Annotated in this window: 14 protein-coding genes, 1 other RNA gene and 1 pseudogene; 10 read left to right on the top strand and 6 right to left on the bottom strand. The window is 60.6% G+C overall.

Annotated elements, in window-relative coordinates; all coding sequences use genetic code 11:
• Positions 1–128: 128 nt before the first annotated feature.
• From H7E91_RS10770 to H7E91_RS10815, 10 genes and pseudogenes are all read left to right on the top strand, one after another.
• Positions 129–1,013 (top strand): annotated as a pseudogene (locus H7E91_RS10770) (IS481 family transposase); the annotation flags it as partial.
• 54 nt (positions 1,014–1,067) lie between these two features.
• Complete coding sequence (locus tag H7E91_RS10775; RefSeq protein WP_182355104.1) at positions 1,068–1,640, top strand: MarR family winged helix-turn-helix transcriptional regulator; 573 nt, start codon at positions 1,068–1,070, stop codon at positions 1,638–1,640.
• Entirely contained in the window at positions 1,633–3,453 is a 1,821-nt protein-coding gene (locus H7E91_RS10780; protein WP_206680426.1) for an AMP-binding protein, read from the top strand. Before H7E91_RS10775 ends, H7E91_RS10780 begins: the two co-directional genes overlap by 8 nt.
• A gap of 97 nt (positions 3,454–3,550) precedes the next feature.
• Entirely contained in the window at positions 3,551–4,450 is a 900-nt protein-coding gene (locus H7E91_RS10785; RefSeq protein ID WP_206680427.1) for a DUF1295 domain-containing protein, read from the top strand.
• Positions 4,450–4,893, top strand: a complete 444-nt coding sequence (locus H7E91_RS10790; RefSeq protein WP_182355105.1) for a pyrimidine dimer DNA glycosylase/endonuclease V — start codon at positions 4,450–4,452, stop codon at positions 4,891–4,893. Before H7E91_RS10785 ends, H7E91_RS10790 begins: the two co-directional genes overlap by 1 nt.
• A 131-nt stretch (positions 4,894–5,024) precedes the next feature.
• The gene (locus H7E91_RS10795) at positions 5,025–5,678 is read left to right on the top strand and encodes an HAD-IA family hydrolase (protein WP_182355106.1); all 654 of its coding nucleotides are present in this window, start codon (positions 5,025–5,027) and stop codon (positions 5,676–5,678) included.
• A gap of 72 nt (positions 5,679–5,750) precedes the next feature.
• Positions 5,751–6,716, top strand: coding sequence for an aminoglycoside phosphotransferase family protein (locus H7E91_RS10800; protein WP_182355107.1), 966 nt, complete (start codon positions 5,751–5,753; stop codon positions 6,714–6,716).
• A gap of 57 nt (positions 6,717–6,773) precedes the next feature.
• A complete protein-coding gene (locus H7E91_RS10805; RefSeq protein WP_182355108.1) occupies positions 6,774–7,622 on the top strand; it encodes a DUF1206 domain-containing protein in 849 nt (282 codons plus the stop codon).
• Between the two features lie 210 nt (positions 7,623–7,832).
• Entirely contained in the window at positions 7,833–8,309 is a 477-nt protein-coding gene (locus H7E91_RS10810) for a DUF2975 domain-containing protein (RefSeq protein ID WP_182355109.1), read from the top strand.
• Positions 8,310–8,312: 3 nt separating this feature from the next.
• Positions 8,313–8,549 (top strand): helix-turn-helix domain-containing protein, encoded by a 237-nt coding sequence (locus H7E91_RS10815; RefSeq protein WP_182355110.1) that lies wholly within the window; start codon positions 8,313–8,315, stop codon positions 8,547–8,549.
• A 261-nt stretch (positions 8,550–8,810) separates the two neighbouring features.
• Here H7E91_RS10815 and ssrA read toward each other — a convergent pair.
• From ssrA to prfB, 6 genes are all read right to left on the bottom strand, one after another.
• Positions 8,811–9,180, bottom strand: a transfer-messenger RNA (tmRNA) gene (gene ssrA / locus H7E91_RS10820).
• A 68-nt stretch (positions 9,181–9,248) separates the two neighbouring features.
• Complete coding sequence (gene smpB, locus H7E91_RS10825; RefSeq protein WP_182355111.1) at positions 9,249–9,770, bottom strand: SsrA-binding protein SmpB; 522 nt, start codon at positions 9,768–9,770, stop codon at positions 9,249–9,251.
• A gap of 105 nt (positions 9,771–9,875) precedes the next feature.
• On the bottom strand, positions 9,876–11,309 hold the full coding sequence (locus H7E91_RS10830) for a M23 family metallopeptidase (protein ID WP_182355112.1): 1,434 nt from the start codon (positions 11,307–11,309) through the stop codon (positions 9,876–9,878).
• Positions 11,310–11,312: 3 nt separating this feature from the next.
• Positions 11,313–12,230: a permease-like cell division protein FtsX gene (ftsX, locus tag H7E91_RS10835; protein ID WP_182355113.1), complete on the bottom strand. Its 918-nt coding sequence runs from the start codon at positions 12,228–12,230 to the stop codon at positions 11,313–11,315.
• Positions 12,227–12,922: a cell division ATP-binding protein FtsE gene (gene ftsE, locus H7E91_RS10840; RefSeq protein ID WP_182355114.1), complete on the bottom strand. Its 696-nt coding sequence runs from the start codon at positions 12,920–12,922 to the stop codon at positions 12,227–12,229. The genes ftsX and ftsE overlap by 4 nt, the downstream gene beginning before the upstream one ends.
• 80 nt (positions 12,923–13,002) lie before the next feature.
• Positions 13,003–14,136, bottom strand: coding sequence for a peptide chain release factor 2 (prfB, locus tag H7E91_RS10845; protein ID WP_182355115.1), 1,134 nt, complete (start codon positions 14,134–14,136; stop codon positions 13,003–13,005).
• Between the last annotated feature and the right edge of the window lie 50 nt (positions 14,137–14,186).

Below are 14,186 nucleotides of genomic sequence, written 5' to 3' on the forward strand. Positions count from 1 at the left end.
AAAATGAAGGCTTCCCCTGAACGGGGATTGTCTGGCCTACTTCTTAGCGCTCTTTTGGCCTGAAACAGGCCGCTCACATGGCACACAACCAGAGCTGAAACGACCTACAAATAGTTGATCACAGACAAACCGCGTCGAAATGGGCGTCCCGATACCGCGCGGGTGAACCTCTCGTGGATCGTTCCTCGCGCCCGCATCACTCACCCATGAGGCTTGCGAAGCGGCGCGAGCATCGTGTTATCAGCCTGCGGTTCACCCGCCGGTGGGGTCCGCACCGGATCAGCTACCACCTGGGTATACCGCGGTCCACGATCGAACGCGTCCTTGCCCGGTACCGGATGCCCCTGCTGGCGCATGTCGATCAAGCAACAGGGCTGCCGGTCCGTAAGCCTCGACCCGTGCGCTACGAGAAACGGCGTCCGGGCGAGCTCGTGCATGTCGACATCAAGAAGCTCGGCCGTATCCCTGACGGTGGTGGCCATCGCATGCTCGGACACGCGGGACGGAAAAACAATGGCTATGGAAAGCGCGGACGGGGGTATGCGTTCGTACATCACGCAGTCGATGACTACTCACGCCTGGCCTACTCCGAGATCCTGACCGACGAGAAGAAAGAGACAGCAGCCGCGTTCTGGCACCGAGCCCGCACGTTCTTCGCCCAGGCCGGAGTGACCATTGCCGAGGTGATGACCGACAACGGCGCCTGCTACCGCTCCCGAGTATTCGCAGCCGCGCTCGGACCTGACGTCAAACATCGCCGAACCCGCCCGTACCGACCCCAGACCAACGGGAAAGTCGAACGATTCAACCGCACCCTCGCCACCGAGTGGGCCTACACCCAGCTGTACGAAAGCGACGAGGCCAGGGCCGCAACATACAGCACCTGGCTCCACCACTACAATCATCACCGACCCCACACCGGAATCGCAGGACAGACTCCCTCAGACCGCGTTCACAACCTCACTAGGAACTACACCGCTCAATGGCGGGTCGACGTTACATTGAAATATTAAAACCGGGTATAATTTACGTTGAACATTATATGCTCTTCGTAATAGCATGTCCCCATGTCAGATATTGATAGTGCAACGACTGCAGAGCGGGTCGAGATGTATTCCGTCGCATCGAACGATCCGACCGGAACACTGATCGACACGTCCGCGGTAACGGACGCCGATATCGAGCAGATTAACCGCATGATGCAAGCATTCAGTGCGTTGCGAGATGCTGAGCGCGCCTCGGTTGAGGCCTCCGCGAAATACATGGCTCTCAGCGAGGTCGACATGAGAGCCCTCCACTTCATCATGGTCAGCGAGAACCAGCAGCGAATGGTGACCGCCAGCCTCATAAGCGGGCATCTCAAGATCTCACCCGCGACAACGACGAAACTTCTCGATCGGCTTGAGCGTGGCGGTCACATCTATCGCAAACCCCACCCGACGGACCGCAGGTCCCTTCAGATCCTCATCTCCGACGAAACGCGAACATCGGCTTACGAGACGGTGGGCAAGCTTCAGTCTCGGCGCTTCCATGCGGCCGCTCGACTGACTCCCGAGGAGCGTGAGGTCGTCATCCGCTTCCTCAACGATATGGCCCAAGAGATCGACATGAAGCACGCAGACTGGGGCCAGGGTGCCTGACACTCTCGACACGATCCAGGAGGCGTCCACGCCACTCCTGCGGGAGCTTGGCCACCGCCGTCGCATCACCGATCTGCTTGTCGATCGGGCCGCAGAGGCTCCCGACCATATAGCGTTCCGCCTGCGCGGACCGGATGGTCTCACTCCCGTGACAACCCGGCAGTTCGAGATGTCTGTCAAACAGCTCGCCAAGGGGCTCATCGCCCAGGGTGTCCAGAACGGCGACGTCGTCGCCATCCATGGCTCGACCGGCTACGAGTGGGCGCTCGCAGACTTCGCCGCAACCTGGATCGGCGCCGTCGTCGTCCCCATCTTCGATTCCGCCTCGCCGAATCAGGTCGAACACATCATGGTCGATGCGGAGGTCCAGTGGGCCTTTGCCGACACCGAGGAGAATCGCCAGACGATCGCCGACGCTATCGGCAAACCATTCCACGAGACGTGGCATATGGATGAAGCCTGCTTCCGTGCCCTCGTAGAAGACGGCATCCACGTTACCGACGAGGAGCTCGAGCGTCGGCGCGCTGTGCCCGGACCCGATGATGTCGCGACGCTTGTGTACACGTCGGGCACGGAGGGTCTTCCCAAGGGGGTCGTCCTCACTCACCGCAATCTCGTCGGTCAGATACTTAATGTCGGCGCGGATTACGCGGAGATCGTCCACGACCAAGGGTCGACTCTCATCTTCCTTCCGCTTGCCCATGTCCTTGCCCGAGCACTTCAACTCATCTGCATCGCTCAGGGCATGACGATCAGCTACGAATCCGATCCGAAAAACGCGATCGGTGCGCTGACTGACGTCGAACCGACGTTCCTCGTCGTCGTGCCGCGGGTCCTCGAGAAGATCACGGAGCGCCTCGGCGCGGCAGCCGACGAAAAGAAGATGGGTTGGCTATGGCGCGATGCAGAGAAGATCGGAATTGCGTGGGGAAAGCACCTGGAGGATCTCCAAGCTCACCCTCAGCGTCAGCCGGGGCGCGCTCTCGCACTCAAGCACTCCCTCTATGACCGTCTCTTCTACCGGAAGGTCCGCGGGCTCCTTGGCGGCCGCATCGACTATCTTCTCAGCGGGGCGGCGCCACTGTCCGAAAATATCAATCTTCTCTTCCGAGGCATGGGACTCGAGGTCATCGAAGGCTACGGATTGACCGAAACGACGGCGCCACTCGCGGGCAATCGTCCCGGTAACAGCTATGCCGGCACCGTGGGTCCGCCAAGTCCCGGTCACACAGTCCGGATTTCCCCCGAAGGCGAGGTTCTGGGCCGTGGCATCGGGGTCTCGCCTGGATATCACCGCCCGGAACACAACAACGACGCCTTCGTTGACGGTTTCCTGCGAACAGGTGATCTCGGTCGGCTCGATGCCGATGGACGCCTGACGATCACGGGCAGGATTCGCGACACAGTCGTCACGGCCGGGGGAAAAACTATCGCTCCTCTCGGCTGGCAGAACACAGTGGCAGAAAACCCGCTCGTCGCGCACGCGGTCGTCGTCGGTGACTCCCGCCCGTACCCTGCCGCCCTGATCCTTCTCGACCCGGACGAAGCCGCGTACCGTGACATCCTCCCGCCCTCCGGCGAAGCCATCGTCGTCGACGAGGAGGATCTCATCGCCCGCATCCTTCCGTCGATACGGCACGCGAACCTTGGGGTCTCTGGGCCGGAGCGTGTTAAGCGCTTCGCTGTCATTGCTGTTGATCAGAGCCCCGGTAGCGACCTCGTCACCCCGACGATGAAGCTACGGCGCTTGTCCCTCATTGAGAGGCTCGCACACATTGTCGACGACTTGTACGAGAACGGCCGATCTGTGTGACCGGGCGAGCTCTTCATTGACGGCGCCCTCACGATATCGTCAAAACGCCCGAGCGGCTTGGGCACTCGGGACCTCCATCCATCGAACCGGGAAACACGTGAAGAACAGATCATCATCTTTTGCCATCATCGGCATCGTCATTCTTATCGGCGCCTTCGTCGGCTGGGCGGGAAGTCAGAACGGCGCCATGCTCGGCTCTGTCCCACTCTTCGCGCTCGTCGTCGCAGCCGCGTTTATCATCCAGTGGCTCGTCTTCATCCATGCGCAGCTCAACCACACAGAGAAGTATTACGACCTTGTCGGGAGCATGACCTACACCTTCATCTCCCTATTCCTCTTGGTCGCTGTGCCGAACCTCGGCGCCCGTGAACTCATCCTCGGCCTCATGGTCATCACATGGGCGCTCCGCCTCGGCCCCTTCCTCTTCCTGAGGATCAAGAAGGACGGCAGGGACTCCCGCTTCGATGAGATCAAGAAATCTCCGATCCGATTCTTCAATGTGTGGAACATCCAAGGCCTGTGGGTGACTTTCACCGCCTCAGCGGCCTGGATTGCCATGACATCCGCTGACCGCACACCGATTGACTGGTTGTTTGCTGTCGGATTGGCGCTATGGGTGGCTGGCTTCGCCATCGAAGTCACCGCCGATCTCCAGAAGCGTGTCTGGCGTAAAAAGCCAGAAAACAAGGGCCGCTACATCACGACCGGACTGTGGGCATGGTCGCGCCACCCCAATTACTTTGGAGAAATCACGCTCTGGCTGGGCGTCGCACTAGCCGCCATGCCCAATCTCTCCGGGTGGCAGTACATAGGCCTCGTTTCTCCCGTGTTCGTCACGATCCTTCTGACAAGGGTGAGCGGAATTCCGCTGCTTGAGAAGCAGGGCGAAGAGCGCTGGGGCGATGAGGAGGGGTATCGGGACTATGTCGAACGCACTCCGGTCCTCATCCCCATGCCGCCCCGGGCGGCGCAGCAAGGGCGGGCAGGGCAGACATAATGAGAATCTGGTCGCTCCACCCCCGCTATCTTGATCGCCAGGGCCTGCTTGCCGGATGGCGCGAAGGCTTGCTCGCACAGGCCGTGCTCCTCGGCAACACAAAGGGCTATACGAACCATCCACAACTCGTCCGCTTCCGCGCGTCGACCGACCCGCAGGGCACGATCGGCACACACCTCCAGGCAATCGCCGATGAAGCCGTCCAGCGTGGCTACCGATTCGACGCCACGAAGATCATCCGCTCAGCAGACCCCAGCGTTCGACTAGCCGTAACCGACGGCCAGCTCGACTTCGAGCGCCGACACCTGCTCGCGAAGGTCCTCAAGAGAAACCCCGACGATGCGGATCGAATTGCCTCCCTGCAGAACCTAGTCGAAGCTCATCCGCTGTTCGATGTGCTTCCCGGTCCGGTCGAGGAATGGGAGCGCGGAAGCCTCGACTGAGCCGACATGCCACTGGTCGCGATACCGCACGTGCGGGAATGGCGTTCGTGGTCCTTCGCCCCTGTCATAACGATTCCCATAGGATGACAGGGGGCCTTTGCTACTAAGAGGCCCGGAATCGAGGAGTGAACGTGAGTCAGCTGGGTCCATTTGAAGCCATTGTGTGGGATCTCGACGGGGTTCTCGTCGACACGGAACCTGATCTTAAAGCGAGCTTCCGAGAAGCGGCACGAGCCGTCGGCTACGGGGAGCTCACCGAGGAGCAAGTCTCGAACAAAATTGGCGGAGGCGCCAAGAAGGCGCTCGAGTCGATCTTCGGAGAGGATTCCGAGTACCTCGCGCCTGCTCTCGCTCACTTTAAGGACTACTATCCCCGTCATTCGGCTGTGCACTCCGTTCTCTATCCTGATGTCCTGGACACGCTCGACGCTCTACACGGGAAGGCACGGTTCGCTGTCGCGACCGCGAAAATCCGCTCCGCAACGCTCGAGATTCTTGACAAGCTCGGAATTGTCGATCACTTCGACTACATCGTGACAGCGGATGACATGACGCGGATGAAGCCGGACCCGCAGTCCATCCAGATGGTCCAGGAACGGTTCGGTGTCTCCCCCCGAAAGGTCGCGATGGTCGGCGACATGGCGACCGACATCCAGGCCGCGCATGCGGCCGGTTCGACTGGCATCGGCGTGACCTACGGCTACGGCAAAAAAGACGACATCATCGCAGCAGGGGCGGACATGGTTATCGACACCCCAAGGCAGATCATGCCACTCTTCCCCTAAGTTCTGGGCCTCCGGGTTGTCGTGAACTGTTTTGCCAACCCACGGAGGATCGCCGGTGCTCGACACGTGAACATGAACGAAACAATTCTTCCTGATCTGGCCGACGCCATGGAGGATCGCCTCGCCGATCCTTTCCTCACGAATGCGTTCCCGAGGCATGGAACGACGGGAGCGGAATGGATACAGGCTCTGCCGCGCTTGCTCGATAAGGCTCTGCGGCGCTGGGATTTATCACTCGATGAGACCTCTCCCGCTCCCGTGCGGGCGGGTTCCACTTCACTTGTGCTCGATGTTCTCGCCGCCACTCGCCGACCAGCCATCCTCCAATTGGCCTGGCCAAGCGTCGATTCGGCGTTTGAACATCTCGCGCTGAGGGAATGGGACGGCCATGGTGCGGTCCGCCTCGAGGCGGCTGAACCGAGGGATTATGCGCTCCTTCTTGAGCGGCTCGATGACAGCCGCCCGTTGGCGGCGGAGAACATCCTCGATGCATGCGAGACCGTCGGCACCCTCCTCCGAACTCTCGATCGGCCAGCACACGTCCGATTTCAGTCTCTCGTCGAACGGTCTCAGCGCTGGCAGACCGCACTCGACACGCATCATCCACGTGTACCTCGCCGACTCATCGCTCAGGCGCGTTCACACATGGCCGATCTAGTTGAGGATATTGAGGCAGGGGTTGTCGACGGTGGCCGCCTCATCCACGCTAACCTCCATGACCGAAACGTTCTTGCGCCATTCGACCCCGGGCGTGGCGAGTGGCTCGCGATCAGTCCCCGGCCCCTGGCTGGCGAGCTCGCATTCGCCGTCAAACCCATGATGTCGCAGAGGTTTAGCCAGTCCACCCGCGCACATAACCCGCGCGCACACGTGCGCATGAGGGCGAGCATCATTGCCGACGTCGCGGGGCTCGATGAGGACCGCGTCCGAGCATGGACTTTTGTCAGGCTTGTGCTCGATGCTCTCGATGCTGCTCACGCAGCCACAGGCCATCGACTGACACAGTCAATCACGTTGGCCAAGATGTTTGATCAGTGACGCCGCCGCTCTCTTCTCCCATGTCGAAAATGCTGGGCGCAGGTCTAGTCTGAACCTATGGACAACCCAGCGAATGGCGATTCGGTTGAACGGGCCGTTGAAAAAGCTCGCGGCACGGCGGCTGACGCAGCGGACAACAGGTGGTTTGAGTACGTGTCGCGCGTCGGATATGTCATGTCGGGCCTTGTCCACGCCATGATTGGATGGATCTGCCTCCGCCTCGGGATCTGGGGGAGCTCAGGTGAATCGGCCGACCAGTCAGGAGCCCTCGCCAGCTACGCCGACGCTCCCGCCGGTGCCGTCCTGCTCGTGGTCGGCGGGGTCGCAATGGCGGCGTTGGCGCTCATGCACGTGTTGGATATCCCCTTCGGTCGGGTCCGGAGTTCCGGACGGAAAGCGTTCAACAGTGCGAAGGCACTGGGCAAAGCGGGAGTCTATGCAGTCCTCGCGTGGACGGCACTGCGCTTCGGGCTGGGTAGCGGTTCGGATTCAGCAGAAACCGCTGAGGAGGCTGCGGCGCCGTTCCTCGGCTCGATGGTGGGACGCGGGCTCGTCCTCATCGCTGGAATGACCATCATCGCCATCGGGGTTTACCATGCTTATAAGGGCATCACGCACAGTTTCAGGGAAGACCTCAACCCGGCCGGCGACCATGCCGTCGCAGCCACGATCGACAAGACCGGACTGGTCGGATATGTCGCGAAAGGCGTCGCCCTCGGTGGTGTCGGCATCATGGTCATGTGGGCTGCAATCAGCGCAGACCCCGACAAGGCGCGAGGAATGGATGCCGCGTTTGACGAGATGCGATCACTGCCCGCCGGAGGGATACTCCTCGCCGCGATCGGGATCGGCTTCCTGATGTTCGGCGTGTACTCCGGATTACGAGCCAAGTACCAGCAGATGTGACGTTACGGCACGCAAAGACCATCTCTCGTTCGCACCGGAGAAGCCACGGCACCGGCGAGTAACGTGTTCGCGAACGCGTGGCGTCGCTAGTCATCAACTTCTCCGAGCTGTTTCGATAACGTGACGTGAACGAGAGGACGAACCTATGGATCATGGCATCTGACGCGATGACCTATTGATTTTCGATAGATATAGATTGATAATCATCCTATGGATCTTCGCTTAGCTCGGACGCTGCAGGTCTTTACTGTGATAGGCGCCCTCGGACTTCTTCTTGCCCAAGCCGTCGTCATACCGGTCGTGTCCGGGTGGATGGCGGAGGCTTACCCGGAGTTTGCCTGGGCACGATGGTCCTTGGCCATTCCGCTTATCGCCGTTCTTGCCTGCGTCCAGGTCGCGCTTCTGGCCACCTGGCAACTTCTCGGGCAGGTGGCTAAGGAGGAGATCTTCAGCGGCAACGCACGACGGTGGGTCGACGTCATGCTCGGCGCACTCAGCGCAGCGTGGATCATCGCTTTCGCCACATCTACCTGGCAGACAGTCCAGAATGTCTCAGCGCCGTCGATTCTCCTCGGGGAGCTACTCCTCCTCCTCGTCGGGATCATCGTCATCCTCCTGATCGTCGTTCTCAGGGGCCTGCTCATGCGAGCCACAGAGCTCAAGGTCGAGATGGACGCGGTGGTCTAACCCATGGCCATCGTCATCCGAATCGACGTCGAGCTAGCACGACGGAAAATGAGCGTGGGCGAGTTCGCCGAGCGTGTAGGCATCACCCCGGCGAACATCGCAGTCCTGAAGAACGGCCGCGCGAAAGCTGTGCGCCTAACAACACTGGACGCGATGTGCCGCGTTCTCGACTGCCAACCCGGTGACCTCCTCGAGTGGGTCGACGACGATGGTGATGGCAGCACACCGGCCGGGCTATGAGCCCCAACCAGGTTGTTGGCTCCTCAGCTGGCCGTTGCGCCAGTGTCCTCACCTTATCCGCGAGGGCCTAGAGGATCACCCGTGTGTCGCGGCTCGTGAACTCTCCGCCGCTCGCTTTAGCGATACACCACGGCATCGTCATCGGCCAGCGGAAAAGTCGGTACATCCAGACGTCCGCGTCCCGGCAATAGAAAACCCCTCGGGAACCGCATCCTGACGAAGCAGAATACCGTTCCCGAGGGGTTCATCTTGATCTACACATGGTGGAGGCGCCGGGAATTGAACCCGGGTCCAACGATGTCGATTAATGGCTTCTCCGGGTGCAGTCTGGATCACGCTGTTTTCGGCCCCAGTGCTTGTACAGACTTAGCACTGACAGACCTAGCACGCTAAGTGTTCCTCTTACCCCACGTACGAAGGCAAGAGGCAGTGGCTCTTAAAACGACGTCAGATCATGTAGCAAGAGCAGGCTACAGGCTGACGGATTTCGAGGCTCGCTTAGGCAGCGAGGGCGAAATCGGTGCGCTTAGAGTTGGCACCTATTGGTTTGCACAGAATCGTTTACGAGATGACTGTGCATCCTCGACCCGCTTCACATCAATCTCGACCGTTGTCGAAACCGATCGCCCCCTATTCTGTTATCAAACAGCTCCACCCCCGAAAGGGTGGACACTGAGTATAACCCAAGAAAGGTGAAACTTATTCCCTGCGGCCCTTGCGGAAGTCCGACATGGCGCGCCGTGCCTCGCGATCATCTTGCTGACGGCGGAGAGTTTCCCGCTTATCCCACTCCTGCTTACCGCGCGCCAGCGCAATCTCGACCTTGGCCCGGCCACGAATGAAATAGAGTTCGAGAGGAACGATCGTGTGTCCCTTTTCACGGGACCGCTGACCAAGCCTGAGAATCTCATCGGCGTGGAGCAGAAGCTTCCGCTTCCGTGTTGGCGCGTGATTCGTCCATGTCCCAGCCACATAGACGGGGATCGTTGCATTCTGTAGCCATGCTTCACCCGAGCGGTCGATCTCTACCCAGGCCTCGGTGAGCGATGCACGGCCCTCTCGCAATGACTTGACCTCGGTACCGGTCAGCACGAGGCCCGCCTCATACGTCTCGTCGATGAAGTACTCGTGACGAGCCTTCTTATTGCGAGCGACAACTTGGCGAGCATCCGCCTTCTGCTTGTTCTTCAACGCCTGAGATGTGGCGCCTGCTTTGGCCATATTTCCTCCTCAGACACTGGCATACCATGATAGCGCACGCCGAAATGCGCCGCCATGAGCGACCGAGCGAGCTCCACGTTCCAAATCGTCGCCGTCGCGCCCTCGTCAGTTACGGCGGGTGAACCCCGGCTGCGTCATCGGGTCAATGACCGAGCCGTCTTTCCAGATCTCGAAGTGAACGTGACAGCCGGTCACCTGACCGGTCTGTCCGGTGAATCCGATGACCTGTCCCTGGGAAACGCTCTGGCCAGGCGAGACGGCGAAGCCGCCGAGATGGTTGTAGACCGAAACATAGGACGATCCACCGATGATGCCGTGGTTGATCATGACCTGGTTTCCGCTCGTCCCCGTCAGGTGCGGAGGGCTCGTGGCCGTCACGACGCCAGCCGCAGTCGCAACCTGGCCTTCACCACAGACGGAACGCAGATCAACGCCGTTGTGCATCCAATAGCCACCGGTGATCGGGTACCAGCGCATCCCAAACGGGGATGTGACGTACACGGGAGCGGGAACGGGCGGGATAAATGCAGTCCGTGCCGGAGCCGGAGCCGGCGCTGGCGCTGCCGCGGGTGGCTGTGCGGGAGCCGGCGCGGCGGCCGGTGGGGCCGCTGGCGCCACATTTTGCCGGGCTTCCTGGGCAGCTCGCTCACGAGCAGCAGCATCCCGCGCCGCTGCCTCCTCGGCAGCCTGTCGGGCCGCCTCCTCCGCTCGGCGCCTGTTCTCTTCGTCGATCTCAGCGATACGGGCGGCGGTCGATTCCCGCTCATCCTCGATTCTCACCATGGAGGACTGGAACTCGTCACGCCGGGCTTCCAGCTCATCGGCGTGCTGGGCTTCGCTCGCTTCGAGTGCCGCGAGGTCGTTCGCGCGTTGCTCTGCTGCAGCTTCCTTCACCTCGAGCTCGGCAACGATGGCCTCCGCCTCGGCCTGAAGATCGACGATGTCGTTCTCGACTGCGGTTTGCCGAACGAGTCGATTCTCGTTCATCGCCACCTGCGTCTGCGCTTCGAGAATGAGTGCCGATTCGGTGCGGGCGATGGAGTTGGTGGCTGCGAAGACGCCGAGTAGATCATCGTTGGACGCGGCCGTGAACCACACGTCCACCCGACTCCCGACGGTTTCGCCGCGGTACGCGGAGCGAGCGAGCTCATTGAGGGAGGACTGGGTGTTGTCGGAGAGTTGACTGTCAACCTGAATCTCATCTTCGATGATCTCGAGCTCCGCTCGTGCCGCCTCAAGCTGGCCGGTTATCCGCTCCTGCTCACGATGTGCCGCTGACAGCTCAGATCGCGCTGTATCAAGATCGGCTTGGGCGCCCGGAATCTGGCCACGAACATCCTCGAGCCGAATGTAGGCTTCCTGGAGGTCAACGTCGACACCCTCGAGGGTGGACTGCAGTTCTTCGAGCTGCCGCTCGCTCTCTTCCTGCTGCTCGACGAGACGCTCTCTCTCGTCGTCGCTGTCGGCTGATGCTGCGGAGCCGCTGACAGCAAGCATGAGGGCACTTGCAGCGGCAACAAGGACGGTGCGGATTCCCATAGCTCAGACTTTCGTGTAGCGCCGAAGTGCGACATAGGAGGCGAGGGCGGTGACGATGAGGGCGCCGCCGACCAGCCACGGCGCGAGCGCGATGACGTCGTCGGAGTCAATGAGCCGGATGAAGCGGATGGCCTCGTCTGCTCCCGAGTCGTCGAAGAAGTAACGGACAGCGCCATACAGTGTGCCGACAGAGAGAAGTGCGCCAATGAGAGCAGCAAACACGCCCTCGAGAACGAACGGTGTCTGGATAACGGAGTTGGAGGCGCCGACCATCCGCATGATGCCGGTGTCCTTTTGCCGAAACATGGCCGAGAGCCGGACCATCGTGACGATGAGGAGAAGTGCCGTGAGGATCATTGTCCCCGCGAGCACCGCGGCGATGATCGTCGCCCCGTTGAGGACGGAGAATATCGATTCGAGCTGTTCCCTCTGGTCAATGACGTATTCAACGCCGGGCTGTCCACGTAGCTCATCCGCCACGATCTGGAACTCCTCCGGGTTGACGAGCTTGACCCGGAACGACACCTGCATTCCGGCTTCATCAATAGCGTCAACCCAGGTCGTGCCCTCCATGATTTCTCTGAAGTTCTCGAGAGCATCGGCCTTCGACTCGATGTAAATTTCTTCGACATACGGTTGCATCGCATCCGAACGCAGAAACTCATCCACCGTGTCGATTTGCTCCTGCGTCGCCTCGCCACCGGCACACTGCGCCGTCGTCGGGTTGAGGGGACACATGAAGGCGGTGACCTCGACCTTGTCGTACCATTCGTTCTTCATGTTCCCGACCTGCGTCTGAAGGAGCGAGGCGGCGCCTAGGAACATGAGAGAGACGAAGGTGACGAGTGCGAGCGAGGCAACGACGACTCGATTAGATCGAATTCCCTTGAATGTCTGGGAGAGGATGAAGCCGATTCTCACGCCCGTCCTCCCCTGCCGTAAATGCCGCGCTCCTGGTCGGAGATGACGACACCCTGATCGAGCGTGACGACGCGCTTTCTCATTTCGTCGACGATGTCATACGCATGCGTCGCCATGACGACTGTCGTGCCTCTGCGGTTGATCCGATCGAGAAGTGCCATGATCCCGCCGGCCGTTTTCCGGTCGAGGTTACCCGTCGGCTCGTCCGCCAAGAGAAGCTTGGGACGGTTGACCATCGCCCGGGCGATGGCAACGCGCTGAAGCTCACCGCCAGAAAGCTCGTTCATCTTCCTCTTCTCCTTGCCAGCAAGGCCGACCATATCGAGCGATTCGGGAACCGCTGTCTTGATATGGTGCCGGGGTCGGCCGATGACCTGCATGGCAAGGGCGACGTTGTCGAAGACGTTCTTGTCCTCGAGCAGGCGAAACTCCTGAAATACACGCCCGACCTGACGGCGGAGCTTCGGGGTGCGGCGCGCGGAGAGTTCGGCAAGGTTCTTGCCAAGCACAGAAATGTGTCCGGACGTGGCCTGCTCTTCAAGCAGGCAGAGCCTGAGGAACGTGGATTTGCCTGAGCCGGACGGACCGACGAGGAACACGAACTCGCCTCGCTGGATGTCGAGACTCACGTCGTCGAGCGCCGGATGCGCACCCTTCTGGTAAATCTTCGTAACGTTCTGAAATGTGATCATGCGTCGCCAAGTTCGATGGGCCGGGAGTCAGCCTCAAGCTACCGGAACCCCACCCGCACATCAGCAAGGCACGCCGTTATCTAAACGTCATCTTCTGAATGCTGACCGACCCGCCACCTAATGCCGGCGTCGATGAATCCATCAATTTCCCCGTCAAAGACCGCGTCCGGATTACCCGATTCGTAGTTTGTCCGAAGGTCCTTCACCATCTGGTACGGGTGTGTGACATACGACCGCATCTGGTCACCCCACGAGGCCTTGACGTCACCGGCGAGAGCTTTCTTCTCAGCCGCCTCCTCCTCCTGTCGGAGAAGAAGGAGCCTGGCCTGGAGCACGCGAAGCGCGGCTGCACGGTTCTGAATCTGCGACTTCTCGTTCTGCATCGACACAACGATGCCGGTCGGAAGGTGCGTCATTCGGACAGCGGAGTCAGTCGTGTTGACGGACTGGCCGCCCGGGCCTGACGAGCGGAACACGTCAACCTTGATATCCGCCTCGGGAATATCGATATGGTCCGTGTGCTCCGTGACGGGGATGACTTCAACGGCCGCGAACGACGTCTGCCGCCGGCCCTGATTGTCGAACGGTGAGATCCGCACAAGACGGTGGGTTCCCGCCTCGACGGACAGGGTGCCGTAAGCGAAGGGAGCATTGATTTCGATCGTAGCGGACTTGATACCGGCCTCCTCCGCATAGGAGGTGTCGAGAATCTTCGTCGGATAGCCGTTTCGCTCTGCCCAGCGGCTGTACATGCGCAAGAGCATCTCGGCGAAGTCGGCGGCGTCAACGCCGCCCGCACCGGCCCGGATCGTGAGGACAGCTTCGCGGGAATCGTATTCTCCTGACAGGAGCGTCTTGATCTCGAGGTCGTCGAGGTCGCGCCGAATCTTCGCTAGATCCGTGTCCGCTTCCGTGAACAGCGCTGCCCCGCTCTCTTCGTCGACGAGGGACTCCTCCTCCGCCATCTCAACCATGGCCTCAAGGTCATCGATTCTCGCACCCATCGCCTCAAGCCTGTTGAGCTCGGATTGGGCGTGGGAGAGCTTCGATGTCACGGTCTGCGCCTTCTCCTGATCGTCCCACAGGTCCGGAGCTCCCGACAGCTCAGTCAGGTCAGCGATCTGCTTCTTCAGGCCCTCGGGGTCGGTGACGAGCCGGATCTGTTCAAAAGTCGAGCGAAGCTCAGCGATTTCGGAGGAGTAGTCAGTAGCCACGCATTCCAGGCTACGGCAAAACCCGGTCTGCGGCGTAGCCAACTTTACGG

This window comes from Flaviflexus huanghaiensis, assembly GCF_014118685.1.
Taxonomy (GTDB): Bacteria; Actinomycetota; Actinomycetes; order Actinomycetales; family Actinomycetaceae; genus Flaviflexus; species Flaviflexus huanghaiensis.

Coding starts and splice junctions, on each gene's coding strand:
- H7E91_RS10775 (WP_182355104.1), top strand. CDS start 1,068: ATGTCAGATATTGATAGTGCAACGACTGCAGAGCGGGTCGAGATGTAT.
- H7E91_RS10790 (WP_182355105.1), top strand. CDS start 4,450: ATGAGAATCTGGTCGCTCCACCCCCGCTATCTTGATCGCCAGGGCCTG.
- H7E91_RS10800 (WP_182355107.1), top strand. CDS start 5,751: ATGAACGAAACAATTCTTCCTGATCTGGCCGACGCCATGGAGGATCGC.
- H7E91_RS10805 (WP_182355108.1), top strand. CDS start 6,774: ATGGACAACCCAGCGAATGGCGATTCGGTTGAACGGGCCGTTGAAAAA.
- H7E91_RS10810 (WP_182355109.1), top strand. CDS start 7,833: ATGGATCTTCGCTTAGCTCGGACGCTGCAGGTCTTTACTGTGATAGGC.
- H7E91_RS10815 (WP_182355110.1), top strand. CDS start 8,313: ATGGCCATCGTCATCCGAATCGACGTCGAGCTAGCACGACGGAAAATG.
- smpB (WP_182355111.1), bottom strand. CDS start 9,770: ATGGCCAAAGCAGGCGCCACATCTCAGGCGTTGAAGAACAAGCAGAAG.
- H7E91_RS10830 (WP_182355112.1), bottom strand. CDS start 11,309: ATGGGAATCCGCACCGTCCTTGTTGCCGCTGCAAGTGCCCTCATGCTT.
- ftsE (WP_182355114.1), bottom strand. CDS start 12,922: ATGATCACATTTCAGAACGTTACGAAGATTTACCAGAAGGGTGCGCAT.